Annotated in this window: 14 protein-coding genes; 4 read left to right on the top strand and 10 right to left on the bottom strand. The window is 43.1% G+C overall.

Going from position 1 to position 14496, the window contains the following annotated elements; all coding sequences use genetic code 11:
• Positions 1 to 4: 4 nt before the first annotated feature.
• The 8 genes from ACOTYB_RS14205 to ACOTYB_RS14170 all read right to left on the bottom strand — a co-directional run bounded on the left by ACOTYB_RS14205 (position 5) and on the right by ACOTYB_RS14170 (position 9329).
• The gene (locus ACOTYB_RS14205) at positions 5 to 622 is read right to left on the bottom strand and encodes a trimeric intracellular cation channel family protein (protein ID WP_015570045.1); all 618 of its coding nucleotides are present in this window, start codon (positions 620 to 622) and stop codon (positions 5 to 7) included.
• 375 nt (positions 623 to 997) lie between these two features.
• A complete protein-coding gene (locus ACOTYB_RS14200) occupies positions 998 to 1840 on the bottom strand; it encodes a hypothetical protein (protein WP_232961847.1) in 843 nt (280 codons plus the stop codon).
• A complete protein-coding gene (locus tag ACOTYB_RS14195; protein WP_232961846.1) occupies positions 1837 to 3483 on the bottom strand; it encodes an AAA family ATPase in 1647 nt (548 codons plus the stop codon). Before ACOTYB_RS14195 ends, ACOTYB_RS14200 begins: the two co-directional genes overlap by 4 nt.
• Positions 3484 to 3492: 9 nt before the next feature.
• Entirely contained in the window at positions 3493 to 5103 is a 1611-nt protein-coding gene (locus tag ACOTYB_RS14190; RefSeq protein ID WP_232961845.1) for a restriction endonuclease subunit S, read from the bottom strand.
• A complete protein-coding gene (locus ACOTYB_RS14185) occupies positions 5103 to 6638 on the bottom strand; it encodes an N-6 DNA methylase (protein ID WP_232961844.1) in 1536 nt (511 codons plus the stop codon). Before ACOTYB_RS14185 ends, ACOTYB_RS14190 begins: the two co-directional genes overlap by 1 nt.
• Before the next feature lie 491 nt (positions 6639 to 7129).
• Positions 7130 to 8155, bottom strand: coding sequence for a hypothetical protein (locus tag ACOTYB_RS14180; protein WP_232961843.1), 1026 nt, complete (start codon positions 8153 to 8155; stop codon positions 7130 to 7132).
• Positions 8156 to 8298: 143 nt separating this feature from the next.
• A complete protein-coding gene (locus ACOTYB_RS14175) occupies positions 8299 to 8493 on the bottom strand; it encodes a helix-turn-helix transcriptional regulator (RefSeq protein WP_232961850.1) in 195 nt (64 codons plus the stop codon).
• A 461-nt stretch (positions 8494 to 8954) separates the two neighbouring features.
• Entirely contained in the window at positions 8955 to 9329 is a 375-nt protein-coding gene (locus ACOTYB_RS14170) for a helix-turn-helix domain-containing protein (protein WP_232961842.1), read from the bottom strand.
• Positions 9330 to 9574: 245 nt separating this feature from the next.
• Between ACOTYB_RS14170 and ACOTYB_RS14165 the strand changes: the two genes are divergently transcribed.
• Complete coding sequence (locus tag ACOTYB_RS14165) at positions 9575 to 10120, top strand: hypothetical protein (RefSeq protein WP_232961841.1); 546 nt, start codon at positions 9575 to 9577, stop codon at positions 10118 to 10120.
• A 20-nt stretch (positions 10121 to 10140) separates the two neighbouring features.
• On the top strand, positions 10141 to 10494 hold the full coding sequence (locus ACOTYB_RS14160) for an acyl-CoA dehydrogenase (RefSeq protein ID WP_232961840.1): 354 nt from the start codon (positions 10141 to 10143) through the stop codon (positions 10492 to 10494).
• A 57-nt stretch (positions 10495 to 10551) separates the two neighbouring features.
• Here ACOTYB_RS14160 and ACOTYB_RS14155 read toward each other — a convergent pair whose 3' ends face one another.
• Together ACOTYB_RS14155 and ACOTYB_RS14150 are read right to left on the bottom strand one after the other, a co-directional pair.
• On the bottom strand, positions 10552 to 11814 hold the full coding sequence (locus ACOTYB_RS14155; protein ID WP_232961839.1) for a tyrosine-type recombinase/integrase: 1263 nt from the start codon (positions 11812 to 11814) through the stop codon (positions 10552 to 10554).
• A gap of 193 nt (positions 11815 to 12007) precedes the next feature.
• Complete coding sequence (locus ACOTYB_RS14150; protein WP_003860907.1) at positions 12008 to 12871, bottom strand: YicC/YloC family endoribonuclease; 864 nt, start codon at positions 12869 to 12871, stop codon at positions 12008 to 12010.
• A 125-nt stretch (positions 12872 to 12996) separates the two neighbouring features.
• On the opposite strand from ACOTYB_RS14150, the gene rph reads away from it, so the two are divergent.
• Positions 12997 to 13713 (top strand): ribonuclease PH, encoded by a 717-nt coding sequence (rph, locus tag ACOTYB_RS14145; RefSeq protein WP_023315163.1) that lies wholly within the window; start codon positions 12997 to 12999, stop codon positions 13711 to 13713.
• Between the two features lie 66 nt (positions 13714 to 13779).
• On the top strand, positions 13780 to 14421 hold the full coding sequence (gene pyrE, locus ACOTYB_RS14140; RefSeq protein ID WP_003860903.1) for an orotate phosphoribosyltransferase: 642 nt from the start codon (positions 13780 to 13782) through the stop codon (positions 14419 to 14421).
• Positions 14422 to 14496: the final 75 nt, after the last annotated feature.

Raw genomic sequence — 14496 nt, 5'->3', positions numbered from 1 at the left:
GACATTAATGCGCATTGTGTTTGTAATGAAAAACGGGCAGGCCCAGCTTAAGGCGCAATGCCAGCATACGCGCGGTGAAGCCAAACAGCAGGGTGGAGATAACCACCACATCGTGGCTGGTGACATAGTGCTGCAAGGCGACATAAAGCACTGCCGCGGCAAAGGAGATGCCGGCATACAGTTCCTTCTGGAAAACCAGCGGGATACGTTTGCAGAACATATCCCGCAGCACCCCGCCAAACACGCCCGTGATCACGGCAGCAATGGTGGCGATAACCGGGCCTTCACCCATATCGAGAGCGATTTGTGCGCCAATGATGGAAAAAACAATCAGCCCAAGCGCATCCAGCACCAGGAACACGCGGCGCAGATGAGGCATCACCGGGGCCACAATCGTGGTTAGCACGGCTGCCGTTGCCACGATAATGACGTACTCAGGGTTTTTTACCCAGCCGAGCGGATAATGGCCAAGCAGGATATCGCGTACGGACCCGCCGCCGAGCGCGGTGGCTGTGGCAATGATAATCACGCCGAAGGTGTCCATACGGCGACGTCCGGCAGCGAGCGCGCCGGTCATGGCTTCTGCGGTAATGCCAATAAGATAAAGAATGTGAAGCAGCATAAACCCTCCGGAATGAAGAGAAGGAGATTAGCGATTTGTGCGGAAGATCACGATTGAGATTTTCTAAGGTGAGGGAGTTTGCCCTACAGAAAATTATCAACGCATGCCAGGCAGGCTTGATATAAGGCGGGATAGAAAGGAAGTAGGGCTAAGAAAGGATTAGAAAAAGTAATGGGTGGTATGCGAGGCAATACCACCCTGAAAGGAATTACTCGATTGGATCTGAATGTTGAATGTGCACTTGTCACCGTTGATTTTATTGTGTTTTTATTTTTGTTTCTTTTATTTAAGTACGCGCTTAAGTACACAGGGATCGAAAGTATTTAACGAGTTTGGTGAAAATGCCCACTGAGTCTCCTAAATTTGGTGCTAAGCTCAGGCTGCATCCAAACTTCTATCGATTAAGTAATCTTCTGCCCCAAGTTTTATAAGCTGGGCTCTCACTGCGCGGCTGAATGGTGCATCGGCTCGTGTTTTGGTTTTGAGTTGTTCTATTTGGCGCTCAATGGTTCTCATCGGTGCTTCATCACCCAATGGATCTAAGTCCTCAACACTTTGCTGAATAGTTTCGAGAAGCTCTTTTGCTTCTCTCATGACTTGAAATCGTGCTTCACGCATTTTCTCAAAATTAAGACCATAAATAACACCAGACTGCTCAATTCTTAAGGCTGCTTGCCCAATACAGTGCCTACTCGAAGTAAATCTACCATTGTCGTCATAATCTATATAAATGAGGTCAGCTTGAACTACAGGGTCTATTAGAGTAACCATTTCATCGTTGGTACAACGGTTATCCCAGTTTGCTTTAGGGCTACCGTTCAGCAGCGGGAACCAGCTGCCTTTGCCTACCGTGTAACCTGATTCATCCGTGTTCAAGCGGTTACAATTTTGAGCGGAAAGTCGAAAGTTTTTCCAATCAAATGCAAGCCATGCATAACCTTCTGCATCGACTAAATCTTCTGTCCTTTTTGCTTCAGCTTTAGGTCTGAAATGATCTACATCAAAGTTTGCACCTGCATCTTTAGCCTCAGAATACCAGCACTTCCCATAAGACATTTTGGCTAGATATTTTGAAAAGCCTCTCCAAATATGAGACTTCTTCTTGATGAAGTCTTTCCTCTGGTCAGCGGGTAGTTCTTCTAAAGCAACTTGCGCGCGTTGAGCAACGTTTAGTATCTTTGCTGGAATAAGCGCAGCGTCTCGTTTGATGAAAATCATTCGCTAGCCTTCTTCGCCTGAAGCGATTCAATTACCTTTTTCATAGCGGCCCGTCTGTGAGCGGCTCTATCTGGGGTTAGTAGAGGTCTATCACTGTATCTCAGGTCTTGCCAAGCTAAAAGAAACTCACTGTATAACGGGTCCCTGTTTTCAAATGAAAACCCAAGTCTGTTTAACTCATCATTAAGAAGATCTAATTGATTGTTCTGAGCTTCAGTTCTGTCTCCGATGTGGGCTAGTTCGTTCCTATGGTCCAATAACTTCTGGGTCTCTAAATCCAGTGTTGTATTTAAACCAAAAATTTCAGTAAGCGTAGCCATGAAGCCAGCACCACGAGGGTCTATATAAGGTTCTTGTGAGTGAACCTTATATTCATCGTCACGCCACATGACTTGTACTTGCTGTTTTTTCAGTTCAGCAATAGCCAAAGGGTGGTGTGTGACCATGAGTAGATGGCTGGTTTCATGATTGGGTACAAATTCACGCAGGAACTTAAGATATTTAACAGCCCATGATGGATTAAGATGGGTATCAGGTTCGTCGAGTAAAAACAAGGAATCTTTACCACCGGTGAACTTAAGTAGACCCAATACGGTTAAGAGTTGCTGTTCACCTTCGCTGAGTTCACGAAAAGTGAGAGGTTCTTTGCTGCTGGATATTTTTACACGTATACTGACTTCAGAGATAATTTCCGACAGCAGAGTACTCTCGAGCATTTTAAACAACTCATCGGCACTAAGCTCTTTAGCGAATTCACGTAATGCATTTACGCTCGGTAAAAATAAATGGAAGAATTCATTTCGAATATCTTTTCCAGTCAACGAGATATCTTCTTTTCGTGTTACTTTTACTGGGGATAGGCTGTGTTTTATGAGCTCATCAAGAAAGCGGCGCACGACGCCATAAGCACCCCAAAATAGTTCTTCTTTTTTCTTGGCCCACCCCGGTTGGCGCATTACAAAATGAATGCTGTCCAGTTCTTCAATGCCTAAATGCTCTCGCAAAAATGCCTTATCTGCACTGTCATGTTCTGATAAGAAAAAGGCAAGTAATACGAATTGACTGTGATGAGGCTTGGCATAAAATAACGGCCGAATGTCGCCTTTTAGATCTAACTCATCTTCTAGCAACTTACGATAAAAATCCGTACGGTGCTTTTTGAAATGGTTTTCAAGCCGATCACTTGGGCCTGAATAATACGCAAAAACATAGTTAGGCAGATATGGCGCTTTACCGCTTTTATCCCGCTTAACTTTTGAAAACGGAACAATGATGCTTGAAGGCCTCTCATTAAATATGTCCTTTGATACGCCATCACTTAAAAGATCGCGTACATGTATTTCGTATTGCTTTGCCAGAGTGCCGCGGTCTGGATCGGCATCAATAGTTATTTCCAGCCACCTCTCACTGGGTTGGTTAGGCTTATGGCGCTCACCTAGGCGATAAATCAGCTCGTAAGAAAAAGGTGGGGCTTCACCTAGGTCGAGGTTGCGAAATATAGCCACTAAGGCTTCTAGAACATTGGATTTACCGGAACCATTACGGCCCACCACTACTGTCATCAGGTGGTCTTCGTCAAAGTCCACTTTCACATTTTCAAGGTTTTTAAAGCGTGAACGAATATGCAGTTTGTCGACCTTCATGGACTGTCCTTAGTTCTTTGCTTTTTTCATTGGGGGCTTAGCCAAGGCAAACCAGTCTTGATTGTCATCGCCGCGCTCAAGCTTTACAATAGACTTTTCAATGGCAAGAGCGTAACGAATATCAAGAAAGAACTGTTCCAGCTGCTCGGTGCTGCTGTCAGCGGGGTAGCCAGCAGCCGCTAACAGTTGCTGGCCACTAAGTGCTCCTTCAGCTTGTTCTAAAGCTTCAACCACTTTGATGATCTGTTTGCTCATACGACTGCCTGTTTTCCTTTTTATAGTGGAACGTTTTGGCTTAGGTTGTCTCTCATTATTTTCACGTTGTGCCTGAATTTTTTCAAGCAAGGCTTTAGCGCTGTTGTCGCCGCAGATCAACTCTGGGTTGGCGACACGCCAGTCAGCAGTGAGTTCACCGCGAAAGGCTTTAGTCAGAATAGATTGAGTGAGACTATTTACTCGTTTTAATGCGGCGCTAGTTTTTTCATTGATGCTATCTGCAAACGCGAAAAACTCTTCAATGCGGCAGACGATTTCAATTTGCTCTCGTATTGTTGGCACGCTGATTCTATATGCTTTAATTTTTTGAGCATTGATATTTGACTGACTTACGCCGTCAGACTTTACTTGATAACAATAGTCCCTAGCATCTTGGCTATTCAAAATATAATTCAAAAACTCAGGATTCAAATTCTCTTTGCATATGATTCGGATTAAATATCCAGCATATACAGCTTCCCTTTCTCCCCTAAAAATCGAGGTTTTACCAACTAACTCGGGGCTATTTGTACGATTAAAAAGTACATCACCAGCGGATAGTTTATATTTTTTTATTTCCTCTGGGTCAGATGTATACGCTAAGTTTTTCCAATCTATCTTTCCATCTTGTAAATTACCCATCCTTAATACAGGCACAAGGCCTTCAGGCTGAGATTTAGCTGATGAACCGTACGTTGGTTTTTCAATAAAATCACCGAGAATCCCATGTTTCCACATACTAAGGCTTTGTTTATTTAATTCTCGCCATTCCTCCGTCAAACTCCCGCTTATAGCGGCAGTGAGAACTGATTGGCGGAAGGTTTTTAGGATATCAGGGATGCATTCTAGGTGGGCTTTTATGGTTTCCACCTGTGCCAGTAGGGTTTCGAGTTTATCGGCGATTACTTTTTGTTCGGCTAGCGGAGGGAGCGGAACGGGTATCTTCCGCATATTAGCCTGCGTAAGTTTTAAACGAGTTCCACCATTAACATAACCTTGATAGTCAAATTGGTTTAAATAATGAAGAAGAAATCTATTATTTAAACCGTTTGGCCAGCCTTTTAAAACATGAGCGTGATTATTTACCCACGTTTTTCCTGTAAGCAAATATGCTTTATTTTTTTGATGGTCGAAAAATGGAACACCATCCTCACCTAGTGCGACCAATTCTTCATCAAAGATGTAGCCATCAATTTTCCCGACCTCTCCAGTAGCGCCATAATATGGGAAAAGGTCACCTGCTAGCTTACCTTTAACTCGTGCGCTACGCTCACTGTTATTAACAGGAATTCGCATTGAATCAAGAATCTCAACGACGATTCCTAATTTCGTAGACACCCATTCATTCGGAAAAGATATTGCCATTACTCAGCCCTTTCCAATGCAGCAAGCAAGTTATCCAGCTTATTTAACGCTGCCTCTAATTCTTCTTTCGCTTCCATTACCAATACGGTTGGTTCTTGTAAGTTGTTGGTGTCGAGGCTGTCTTTATCTTTCAACCAAGAGATATCCAGTGAGTCATCTTTAGTATTTGCAATCCACTCACGGCTAAAGCAGCGCCAGCGAGAATGAGCAATTTGTTCATTAATATCCAGATTTTCACCTACAGCCTCTTTGTCTACATCAATCTCTTGCGCGCCGAAGCTATATTCGCCTTCAGTACGCTTGCTAGTGCCATCAGGTTTTTCACCAAACACTAGCTCGAACGCACCAAGATGTGGATCTGTGCCGAAATCTTCTGGCGCAAAGCCAATGTCAGGGTTACCAAATGGCTTGCGTTTACCAAAACTAGGCATATTAGTACGCAAATCGTACACCCAGATATTCTCAGTGCACTTTTCTGTTTGGTTTTTGTCTTTGGAGGAACCTTTAGTAAAAAACAACACATTGGTTTTAACACCTTGGGCGTAAAAGATACCGGTAGGCAAGCGCAAAATAGTATGTAGGTTGCACTTATTCATTAAGTCTCGGCGAACATCGGTACCGATACCAGATTCAAATAGTACATTATCCGGTAATACTACAGCAGCGCGACCTCCAGCTCTCAATCCCAGATAAATATGCTGTAAAAAAGCGATTTGTTTATTTGTATTTGGGAATGGAATATCGTCGCGCAAAGGACGTTGGCTTCCAGCTTTATTGCCAAAGGGGGGATTGGCTATGATAATATGAGCCTTATCCAACGCTGTTGCATCATCAGTTAGTGCATCACCATAAATAATATCTGCATCTAAGTTATGTAAAAATGCATTCATCAAGCAAATTCGACGAGTATTTTTCTCTATTTCCACTCCTTGATATTTAGGAGGGTTTATTTGGTATTTTTCTCTTGGGTATTTACTTCGAATATAGCTGTCAGCAGCAACTAGGAAGCCACCACTACCCGTTGCGGGATCTTGAATTAACTCCCCAAGATTTGGCTGTACCAATCGCACTATAGTATTAACTAGAGAGCGTGGAGTGAAGTATTGTCCTGCTCCAGAACGAGTATCCTGGGCGCTCTTATCAATTAAACCGCTGTATAAGTCACCGAATCCATCTTTTCCAATTTCGTGCCACTCTATTTTTGAAATACCGTCTATGACAGCTTTTAAATTTTCTGAATGGGAGAAAACAGTTGTAGGAAATGCGTAAATCGCTTTTATTATCTCATTTTCAACATTTGCGCCCAAATGGGTGAGCATCTCTTGATAGAATCCTAGTAATCCTTCTTCTTCATGGGACTCTAGATCGGCCCATCGGTAGCCTTTAGGTATCAGTTTTTCTGAACCATTTTCCTGAGCAATCTTAAGAAACAACAGATAGCTAAGTTCGGATACATACTGGTAATAGGTAATTCCATCACCTCTCAGTATGTTACATAAACTCCAAATTTTTTGAATGATTGTATCTTGTTTCATGTTTTCTTTAACTCAGGGTTAAACTATGCTCAGGATGACAATTTTACGTGAAAGACGCGATAAAAAGATACCCATTATGAGCCTAGGATTGGGGTGAACATGCTCTATTTTTCAGAAAAATGAGCAGGAATGGTTGTTTCTAGTTATCATTGGATAGCTTGCTCAGACTGACAACACCATCGTGATCCAGTACGGCACACTCCGCTGTTGCTGGCAACATAATCATAGAAAGTACAACTCTCATACCTTTGATGCAGATGGTTACGCATTTCCAGCGTATCTGTATATGCTGGAATGTTCACCTTCCGAATATCCTTCCATGTGCAGTTAAATTTTTTCCCACCGCATTTCGTACGCTACAGTACAGTGCTATTCGGTCCGAAAAAGCTGTATTTATCCCGGCAAACCGTGCAATTCATTTTATAAGCATCCGTAATATTAGTTTTACTCAGCCTACAAAACCTTCCAGAACAATTCCGATCTAATATAAATTAATAATCTCGTATTAAATACTCTAATCGACTAATACATAGTTTCCATTTTTCCCATACTTTATCTCGGTCAATCAAATCAATTTCGTTTTTCTCGATTACCGCAAGAGAATGCCGAGAGAGTGTTGATCTTTTTTTCATTTTATTCTTGATAACCATGACATTATTAGTCTTTAATTTATAAAGAAGGTAGTTTTTTTTAATAAGATTTTCTTGCATCTTGTTGCTATATATTTTTAAACGTAAGAATGGGTTCTCCATAGAAGATACTTCTTTTAGTGAAAGTGCTTTTGATTTTTTATGTTTTAAAACGATATTAGGCTTAACGCGAGCCTCAATTCTTAATAGATGCCTGTGATTTTTATTTTTAACTATCACTAATCCATTTTCGGATTGCAAAGAACAAAATTCCTTCCTTTCGATATATATTTTTTCATAACATAATATATTCTTTTTAGACCTTATGCTTCCCAGTCTCAGGCCAGGCAATCCATTTTTATGATGAAAGTATTCTGATACTTCTGCATATTTTAGCGACCACAAATAATCTTGCAGCTTACAATCATAAATATCCAATGCCACATCTATTTGTGTAATCCAAGATCTTCTTATGGCTTTAATAATCGCTTTTCCAAATTGTAATTCCATCCAATTTATAAGATCTTTAAATTCATCGTCATTAACATGTTGTGGTCTAAAATCAAATCTTATACTTCCAGTGTTATTATTTACAGGGGAATAGGCGATATGCAATAGCATACTTGGGATCTTTTCTCTGCTTAAAATGCTGATTGCTTTCTTGTACGGATGGCCTTCCTTTAGTTTTGTATGAGTGATGACGTATTTATTGTTTGGGGATTTATTACAGTTTCTGAGTGCTGAGTGTATTTTAATTTTCTCCTTCTTGTTAGAAAAACTACTAACAAGAGTAGCTTTGTCTATTCTTATCTTCAATTCATGCCTGTGATAACTATTTCCTGCATTAATAGATGGTCTTGTTTCTATGTTCTTGACGTTTAAAAACATGTAGGTCTCCATATAGGATATTTCCTTTATAAATGGGTTATGGCTTTGAATGTACCTAAATACATAGGTTCTATATAGGTGGTATATAGCGTGCTATTAGAGGGGAAATCAGATAAAGCTATTTGAACTCTGAAATGATTACACTACATTGAATCCACTTTCTGACGACTTGTTATCCACTCCAAAATCTCCTCTTCTCGCCATGCAACTGCGCGTGCTCCGGTCAGGCTGACTTGCCGAGGAAATGCATTTGCTTCGATTAGACGGTAGAGCGTTGCACGAGAAATTGCGCATAGTTCCAGAACAGTTTTCACCTTGATTAGACGTTGATTCGGCATCATTTGAATCCACAAGAAAGCGCATCGGATTGATACCTCTACGATTTACAGTTTTGTAGATTGAATGAGTGGGAAATTTGTAACATATTGAATTTATTGGTTTTTATTGTTTTTTGAGGCGTTTGAAACTTTCGAAAGTTTCAAACGCCGAAAAGTTTCGGAATTTCTGGGTTTTAAAACAAAAGTTCAGCGGCGGAAAATTTCAGATTTCCATGTGCAAAGTTTCGCACCTACTGAGCAAAATAGGTGAGCTTGGTAGATCTTGAGAACAGCCTTTTTGGGCTGCTCTCAGCGAATACTATGATAAAAAGAATGACTATTTTTACTACATTAGATTGGTTTTTAAGGAGTGATTTTTAATCAATTAACTCGAAATGATATAGATGTTATGTAATTAAAATAAGGAGATTTCATGGCATAAACATATTTATGTCTAAAAAGCTTCTTGAAAGATAGATTAATTATTTGTATTCATCTAGGAACATGATTAGAACCCTGCGTTGTTCATGTGTTAAACGAGGCCAAATTTGTTCAAATCTATTCTTTAGGTCTACATCTTTCACTGGAACAAATTCTGGTTGTTCGTTATTACCTGAGGAGTTCTCATCAAAGCAATCAATGAAAAACCAACCAATTGGCGTATTCATTTTTATGGCAATATTTACAAGATGTGCGACATTAATTTTATTGGCTCCTCTTTCATAACGTGAAAGCTGTTGCTGTGAAATATCCGCATACTCGGCTAATTGCTGTGCAGTCATACCAAGTTCCTTTCTGCGCATCTGGATACGCTGACCAACCATCTTATCAGTGACTTCGGATGCAAGCTTCGCCATTTTCCCGCCTTGTTTCCAACGTATATGTCTATAAAAGACATTTTGCGGGTGTTTTACTCTTGCATGAATATCGATAATGGATTATAAATTGATTTTTACTCCTTTATGGATGGTTAGGCTTCAAGGAAGTCCATTTTTCTATCATTCAGCTTCCATAAAAGGAACTTAACTGAAATTTGGTTTGGCTTCATTAACACTAGCAAGCAATAAATTTTTCTAAGAATCTTTGATAATTGAGAGGTAATATGAACAATTCATCTATCGCTAAAATATTAAGTATCTCGTTGTTTTTTTCTTGTAATATTGTCTACTCCTCTTCGAATAAAATACATTTACAAGAGGCTGTAAGTTCAGTGTCAACTCAGCAAGATGGAGTGACAAATAATGATGTATTAAAATACTTATCTGAAAAATACAGTGATGAAATCTCACACCTGGGACTTACAGATAATCATCTCAACTCTAATGTTTATGTTCGCGCAAGCTTGAATGATAACTTTTTATTTTTCTCGACTCTGAAACAGTTTATCTCTGTTTTTTACGACCTTCCAAATCTTCAGTCAGTCAAAGTTGTTAAGTATGATAATTATATAGGCTTCAAAGTAAAACTTGCTGGGCGTCCTGCAACAGGATTTGCACTTTATCAAGAGGATAATGAGTTTTTCTTGAAGGGGGTTATAAATGAAAAAGGACTTATTGCGGCTGAGAATATAGAAGAGGAAGGGCTAGTATTTAATTCATATTATTCAGTCGCTTTTGTTGTATTTAATAAGAATGGTGTTAAATATTAATCTTATATATAGATGCAGATATGAAACTTTTGACGGCTCTACCACTGATGATTTTGTGTTTTTCAGCCAAAGCGAGTGATTTTAAAAAAATAAATGGAACACTCTCTTTGTATCAGAGCAAAAATCACACCGCCTTCAGTATTAATTCTTCACTTGGCACTACATCGGGAGTATGTGAAATAGGAGGTGAATTAACTCTTATTGATGCACGTAAAGGGCAACGTAACCGTTGGGTTTATAGTGACCAGTCAAGCATGTGTGTTGTGTTGATAAGTGAATTAGATAATGGTGCCATGCAGGTTATCTCGAAGGATTGTGATAAACACTGTAGTGTAACATCTATAGGTTCTATTAACGGCACCTATAATAAATGAAAGATTACTTTAGCCTGAAACTAATCAGGCTAAAGTAAATATTAATAGCTTACAATATTAAGCTATTTCTTTTCTTATTGGTTCTACGTTGTAATTATTACCCTTTTCCAATGTTGTAAGTAGCTCAGCCCATACAGTCAAAGCTTTCTTACGTTCTTCAAAGTATTGATAGCGATTATATATACCTTCAACACCTTTGATTTTATGATTTAAGCAGCGTTCTGCTATCACCGGATCTACCCCCAGCGCAGCTAAATGGGAGCGGGCTGTTCGCCGAAAATCATGAATCGTGAAATTTGGCACATCTGGCATATTTGATCTTATTTTAGCCAACGCTACTGGTAATGTACTTTCCTGAATATGAGGAATCATGCGGTGTTGCATTTTTCTTGCTGGGAGAACCCATTCACTGTTGCCGGACATGATTTTTAATTCTTTAATCCAGCCAACAACGGGTACCGCCAGCGGGATATCAATACCATCGCCGTTTTTAACGCGCTCAGCAGGCAAATGCCAGATGCCTTCATCCAGATCAAATTCTGACCATCTGGCACCACACAATTCCATCTTACGGCAGCATAGGGCTAAAATGAGCTTCATAGTTAGTTCATTTTGACGGGAAAATCCTTTGGTCAAAGGCATTACCTGAAAAAGCTGTACCAGCTCTTCTCGACTTAACCAGCGTTCACGGCTTTGTTCTTGTCCTCCGGCATCAGAGATGTCAAATGCACTTGCTGGATTAGCAGCCAGCATGTGCCGCTTGATTCCATAATCAAAGATCCGTCGAGTCCATCTGAGGACGTCATTGGCAACGGTAGGCGCACCTCGTTGAAGGATCTTTTGCAACATATCATCAATATGATAGGGGCGAACGTCCTCTATTCGCAGGTTGCCTATGTTTGGATTTATATCTTTTTCGATTCGGCGGCGCAGTATGTCGGGGTGCTTCCAGCGTTTAAGTATCTGGCGTTCAAAATATTCGCTGGCTAATTGGGATACCCGAAGTGCATGTTTTTCAGCCTCTATTTTTTTGAGGGCGTCAGCTTTCCGTTCCTGCTTCTCTCCGGCAACGTCATAACCCAATGCTACACGTGCAGAGAGTTCTTTGGCGGTCTCTCGCGCTTTTGCTAGTGAGAGTTCAGCATAGGAACCGATACCCATTACCCGCTGTTTTCCAGAGAAACGATAGCGAAAACGCCAGAATGGAGCAGCATATTTCTTTGGAAAACAGAGAGATAAACCATTGCCATCTGACCTTGCTTCGAAGCGTTCGTCAGCTCTGATCCATGCCTTGATTTGTATGTCTGTCATTTTTGCCATATATGACTCTGCTTATGTGCTGTGTGTACATAATCATGATGCCATAAAAGTCATTATGTACATAGTTAAGTACACGCTAAACATGCGCTGTAGTGATACATAATGAGACAAGGTAATAAAGATATAGCCCGTATTAACGGGCTATTAGAGGAGGTCTTAGCTTGGATGAGACAAGGTGAGATCGTCTGAGATATTACTCAATGTTCTGAATCTGCTCGCGCATCTGCTCAATCAGGACCTTCAGTTCAATCGCTGAATTGGTTACCTCTGCATTGATAGACTTAGACGCCAGCGTGTTCGACTCGCGATTGAACTCCTGCATCATAAAGTCGAGACGGCGGCCTACCGCTTCTTTCTTCTTCAGAATGTTGTAGGTCTCTTTAACGTGCGCTTCCAGACGATCCAGCTCTTCAGCCACGTCCACACGCTGCGCCATCAGCACCAGCTCTTGTTCCAGACGGTTGTTTTCCAGCTGGACTTCCGCCTCTTCCAGTTTGGCGACAAGACGCTCACGCTGCCATTGCAGCACTTCTGGCATATGAGCGCGCACTTTAGCGACTTCGGCGCTCACGCCCTCAAGGCGTTGCTCAATCATCGCTTTCAGCGCCTGGCCTTCGGTTTCGCGGGCAACGATAAAGTCGTCCAGCGTGCCGTCGAGTGCAGCCAGGATCTCAGCGGTAATCGCGTCCAGATCCTGCTCTCCGGCGGCCATCACGCCAGGCCAGCGCAGAATATCAACCGGGTTGATCTCGCCTTCATCGCTTTGCATTTTGACCCAGTTCGCCGCATTAACCAGCTGTTTTGCCAACTTTTCGTTCAGGATCAGTTCGCCCTGTGCACTGGCATCGGGCTCAAAACGCAAATTACATTCCACTTTCCCGCGGGTCAAACGCGTACGGATACGCTCACGCACCACAGGCTCCAGGCTGCGGAACTGTTCCGGCATACGGAAATACGTTTCCAGATAGCGCTGGTTTACCGAGCGCATTTCCCAGGTAGCGCTACCCCAGCTACCCTTGATTTCACGCCGGGCGTAGGCGGTCATACTGCGGATCATAGACATTCCCGTTTTTAAAGGAGAGATGGGGGGATTATAGCTTTCAGGGGCTTCTCAGGATAGGAATAAGCGTCCTTTATCCGTATAATGCGCAGCCACATTCGTTTCAAGCCGGAGAATCCATCATGCGTCCAGCAGGTCGTAGCGCCAACCAGGTGCGTCCCGTCACCCTGACCCGTAACTATACAAAACACGCTGAAGGCTCCGTGCTGGTTGAGTTTGGTGACACCAAGGTGCTTTGCACCGCGTCCATTGAAGAGGGCGTGCCTCGCTTCCTGAAAGGTCAGGGCCAGGGGTGGATCACCGCCGAATACGGTATGTTGCCGCGCGCAACCCATACCCGTAATGCCCGTGAAGCGGCAAAAGGTAAGCAGGGCGGCCGTACTATGGAGATTCAGCGCCTGATCGCGCGTGCGCTCCGCGCCGCGGTTGACCTGAAAACGTTGGGTGAGTTCACCATCACGCTGGACTGCGACGTGATCCAGGCCGATGGTGGCACGCGTACGGCCTCTATTACCGGTGCCTGTGTGGCGCTGACAGACGCCCTGAACAAGCTGGTTGCCGCCGGTAAGCTGAAAACCAACCCAATGAAAGGGATGGTTGCTGCTGTCTCCGTTGGTATCGTTAACGGCGAAGCGCTTTGCGATCTGGAATACGTTGAAGATTCTGCCGCAGAAACCGACATGAACGTGGTGATGACCGAAGATGGTCGCATCATTGAAGTGCAGGGTACGGCAGAAGGCGAGCCATTCACCCACGAAGAACTGCTCACCTTGCTGGCGTTGGCCCGAGGGGGAATCGAATCTATTGTAGCGACGCAGAAAGCGGCGTTAGAAAATTGATTTTAAGGCGACCAATGAGTCGCCTTTTTTTTGCCTGTAAGACTGAAAAGACAAAGGAGCAAATCCATGAAATCGTATCAGCGCCAGTTTATTGAGTTTGCGCTTAACAAGCAGGTACTTAAGTTTGGCGAGTTCACGCTGAAATCCGGGCGTAAAAGCCCGTATTTCTTCAACGCCGGGCTGTTTAATACCGGGCGCGACCTGGCACTGTTAGGCCGCTTCTATGCCGAAGCGCTGGTGGATTCCGGGATTGATTTCGACCTGCTGTTTGGCCCCGCGTACAAAGGCATTCCAATCGCAACCACCACGGCGGTGGCGCTGGCGGAGCACCATGACCGCGACGTACCGTACTGCTTTAACCGTAAAGAAGCCAAAACCCACGGTGAAGGCGGCAATCTGGTAGGCAGTGCGTTGCAGGGCCGCGTGATGCTGGTGGATGACGTGATCACCGCAGGTACCGCGATCCGTGAATCGATGGAGATAATCCAGGCTAACGGTGCAACGCTTGCGGGCGTGCTGATTTCGCTCGATCGTCAGGAGCGTGGGCGCGGCGACATCTCTGCTATTCAGGAAGTGGAGCGCGACTACAACTGCAAAGTGACGTCGATTATCACCCTGAAAGATCTGATTGCGTATCTGGAAGAGAAGCCTGAGATGGCTGATCATCTGGCGGCGGTGCGTCAATACCGCGAAGAGTTTGGCGTTTAATTCAATTGCCCGGTGGCGCTGCGCTTACCGGGCCTACCCGTTCGTAGGCCGGATAAGGCGAAGCCGCCATCCGGC

Source organism: Enterobacter cloacae complex sp. IR5450 (genome assembly GCF_049238665.1).
GTDB lineage: Bacteria > Pseudomonadota > Gammaproteobacteria > Enterobacterales > Enterobacteriaceae > Enterobacter > Enterobacter hormaechei_C.
Note: the sequence above shows the minus strand (reverse complement) of the source record. Positions and strands in the feature narration are given on the sequence as shown.

Bases quoted from the DNA above. Each gene is read 5' to 3' on its own strand.
- ACOTYB_RS14205 (WP_015570045.1), bottom strand. From the start codon at position 622: ATGCTGCTTCACATTCTTTATCTTATTGGCATTACCGCAGAAGCCATG.
- ACOTYB_RS14200 (WP_232961847.1), bottom strand. From the start codon at position 1,840: ATGATTTTCATCAAACGAGACGCTGCGCTTATTCCAGCAAAGATACTA.
- ACOTYB_RS14195 (WP_232961846.1), bottom strand. From the start codon at position 3,483: ATGAAGGTCGACAAACTGCATATTCGTTCACGCTTTAAAAACCTTGAA.
- ACOTYB_RS14190 (WP_232961845.1), bottom strand. From the start codon at position 5,103: ATGGCAATATCTTTTCCGAATGAATGGGTGTCTACGAAATTAGGAATC.
- ACOTYB_RS14185 (WP_232961844.1), bottom strand. From the start codon at position 6,638: ATGAAACAAGATACAATCATTCAAAAAATTTGGAGTTTATGTAACATA.
- ACOTYB_RS14180 (WP_232961843.1), bottom strand. From the start codon at position 8,155: ATGTTTTTAAACGTCAAGAACATAGAAACAAGACCATCTATTAATGCA.
- ACOTYB_RS14175 (WP_232961850.1), bottom strand. From the start codon at position 8,493: ATGCCGAATCAACGTCTAATCAAGGTGAAAACTGTTCTGGAACTATGC.
- ACOTYB_RS14170 (WP_232961842.1), bottom strand. From the start codon at position 9,329: ATGGCGAAGCTTGCATCCGAAGTCACTGATAAGATGGTTGGTCAGCGT.
- ACOTYB_RS14165 (WP_232961841.1), top strand. From the start codon at position 9,575: ATGAACAATTCATCTATCGCTAAAATATTAAGTATCTCGTTGTTTTTT.
- ACOTYB_RS14160 (WP_232961840.1), top strand. From the start codon at position 10,141: ATGAAACTTTTGACGGCTCTACCACTGATGATTTTGTGTTTTTCAGCC.
- ACOTYB_RS14155 (WP_232961839.1), bottom strand. From the start codon at position 11,814: ATGGCAAAAATGACAGACATACAAATCAAGGCATGGATCAGAGCTGAC.
- ACOTYB_RS14150 (WP_003860907.1), bottom strand. From the start codon at position 12,871: ATGATCCGCAGTATGACCGCCTACGCCCGGCGTGAAATCAAGGGTAGC.
- rph (WP_023315163.1), top strand. From the start codon at position 12,997: ATGCGTCCAGCAGGTCGTAGCGCCAACCAGGTGCGTCCCGTCACCCTG.
- pyrE (WP_003860903.1), top strand. From the start codon at position 13,780: ATGAAATCGTATCAGCGCCAGTTTATTGAGTTTGCGCTTAACAAGCAG.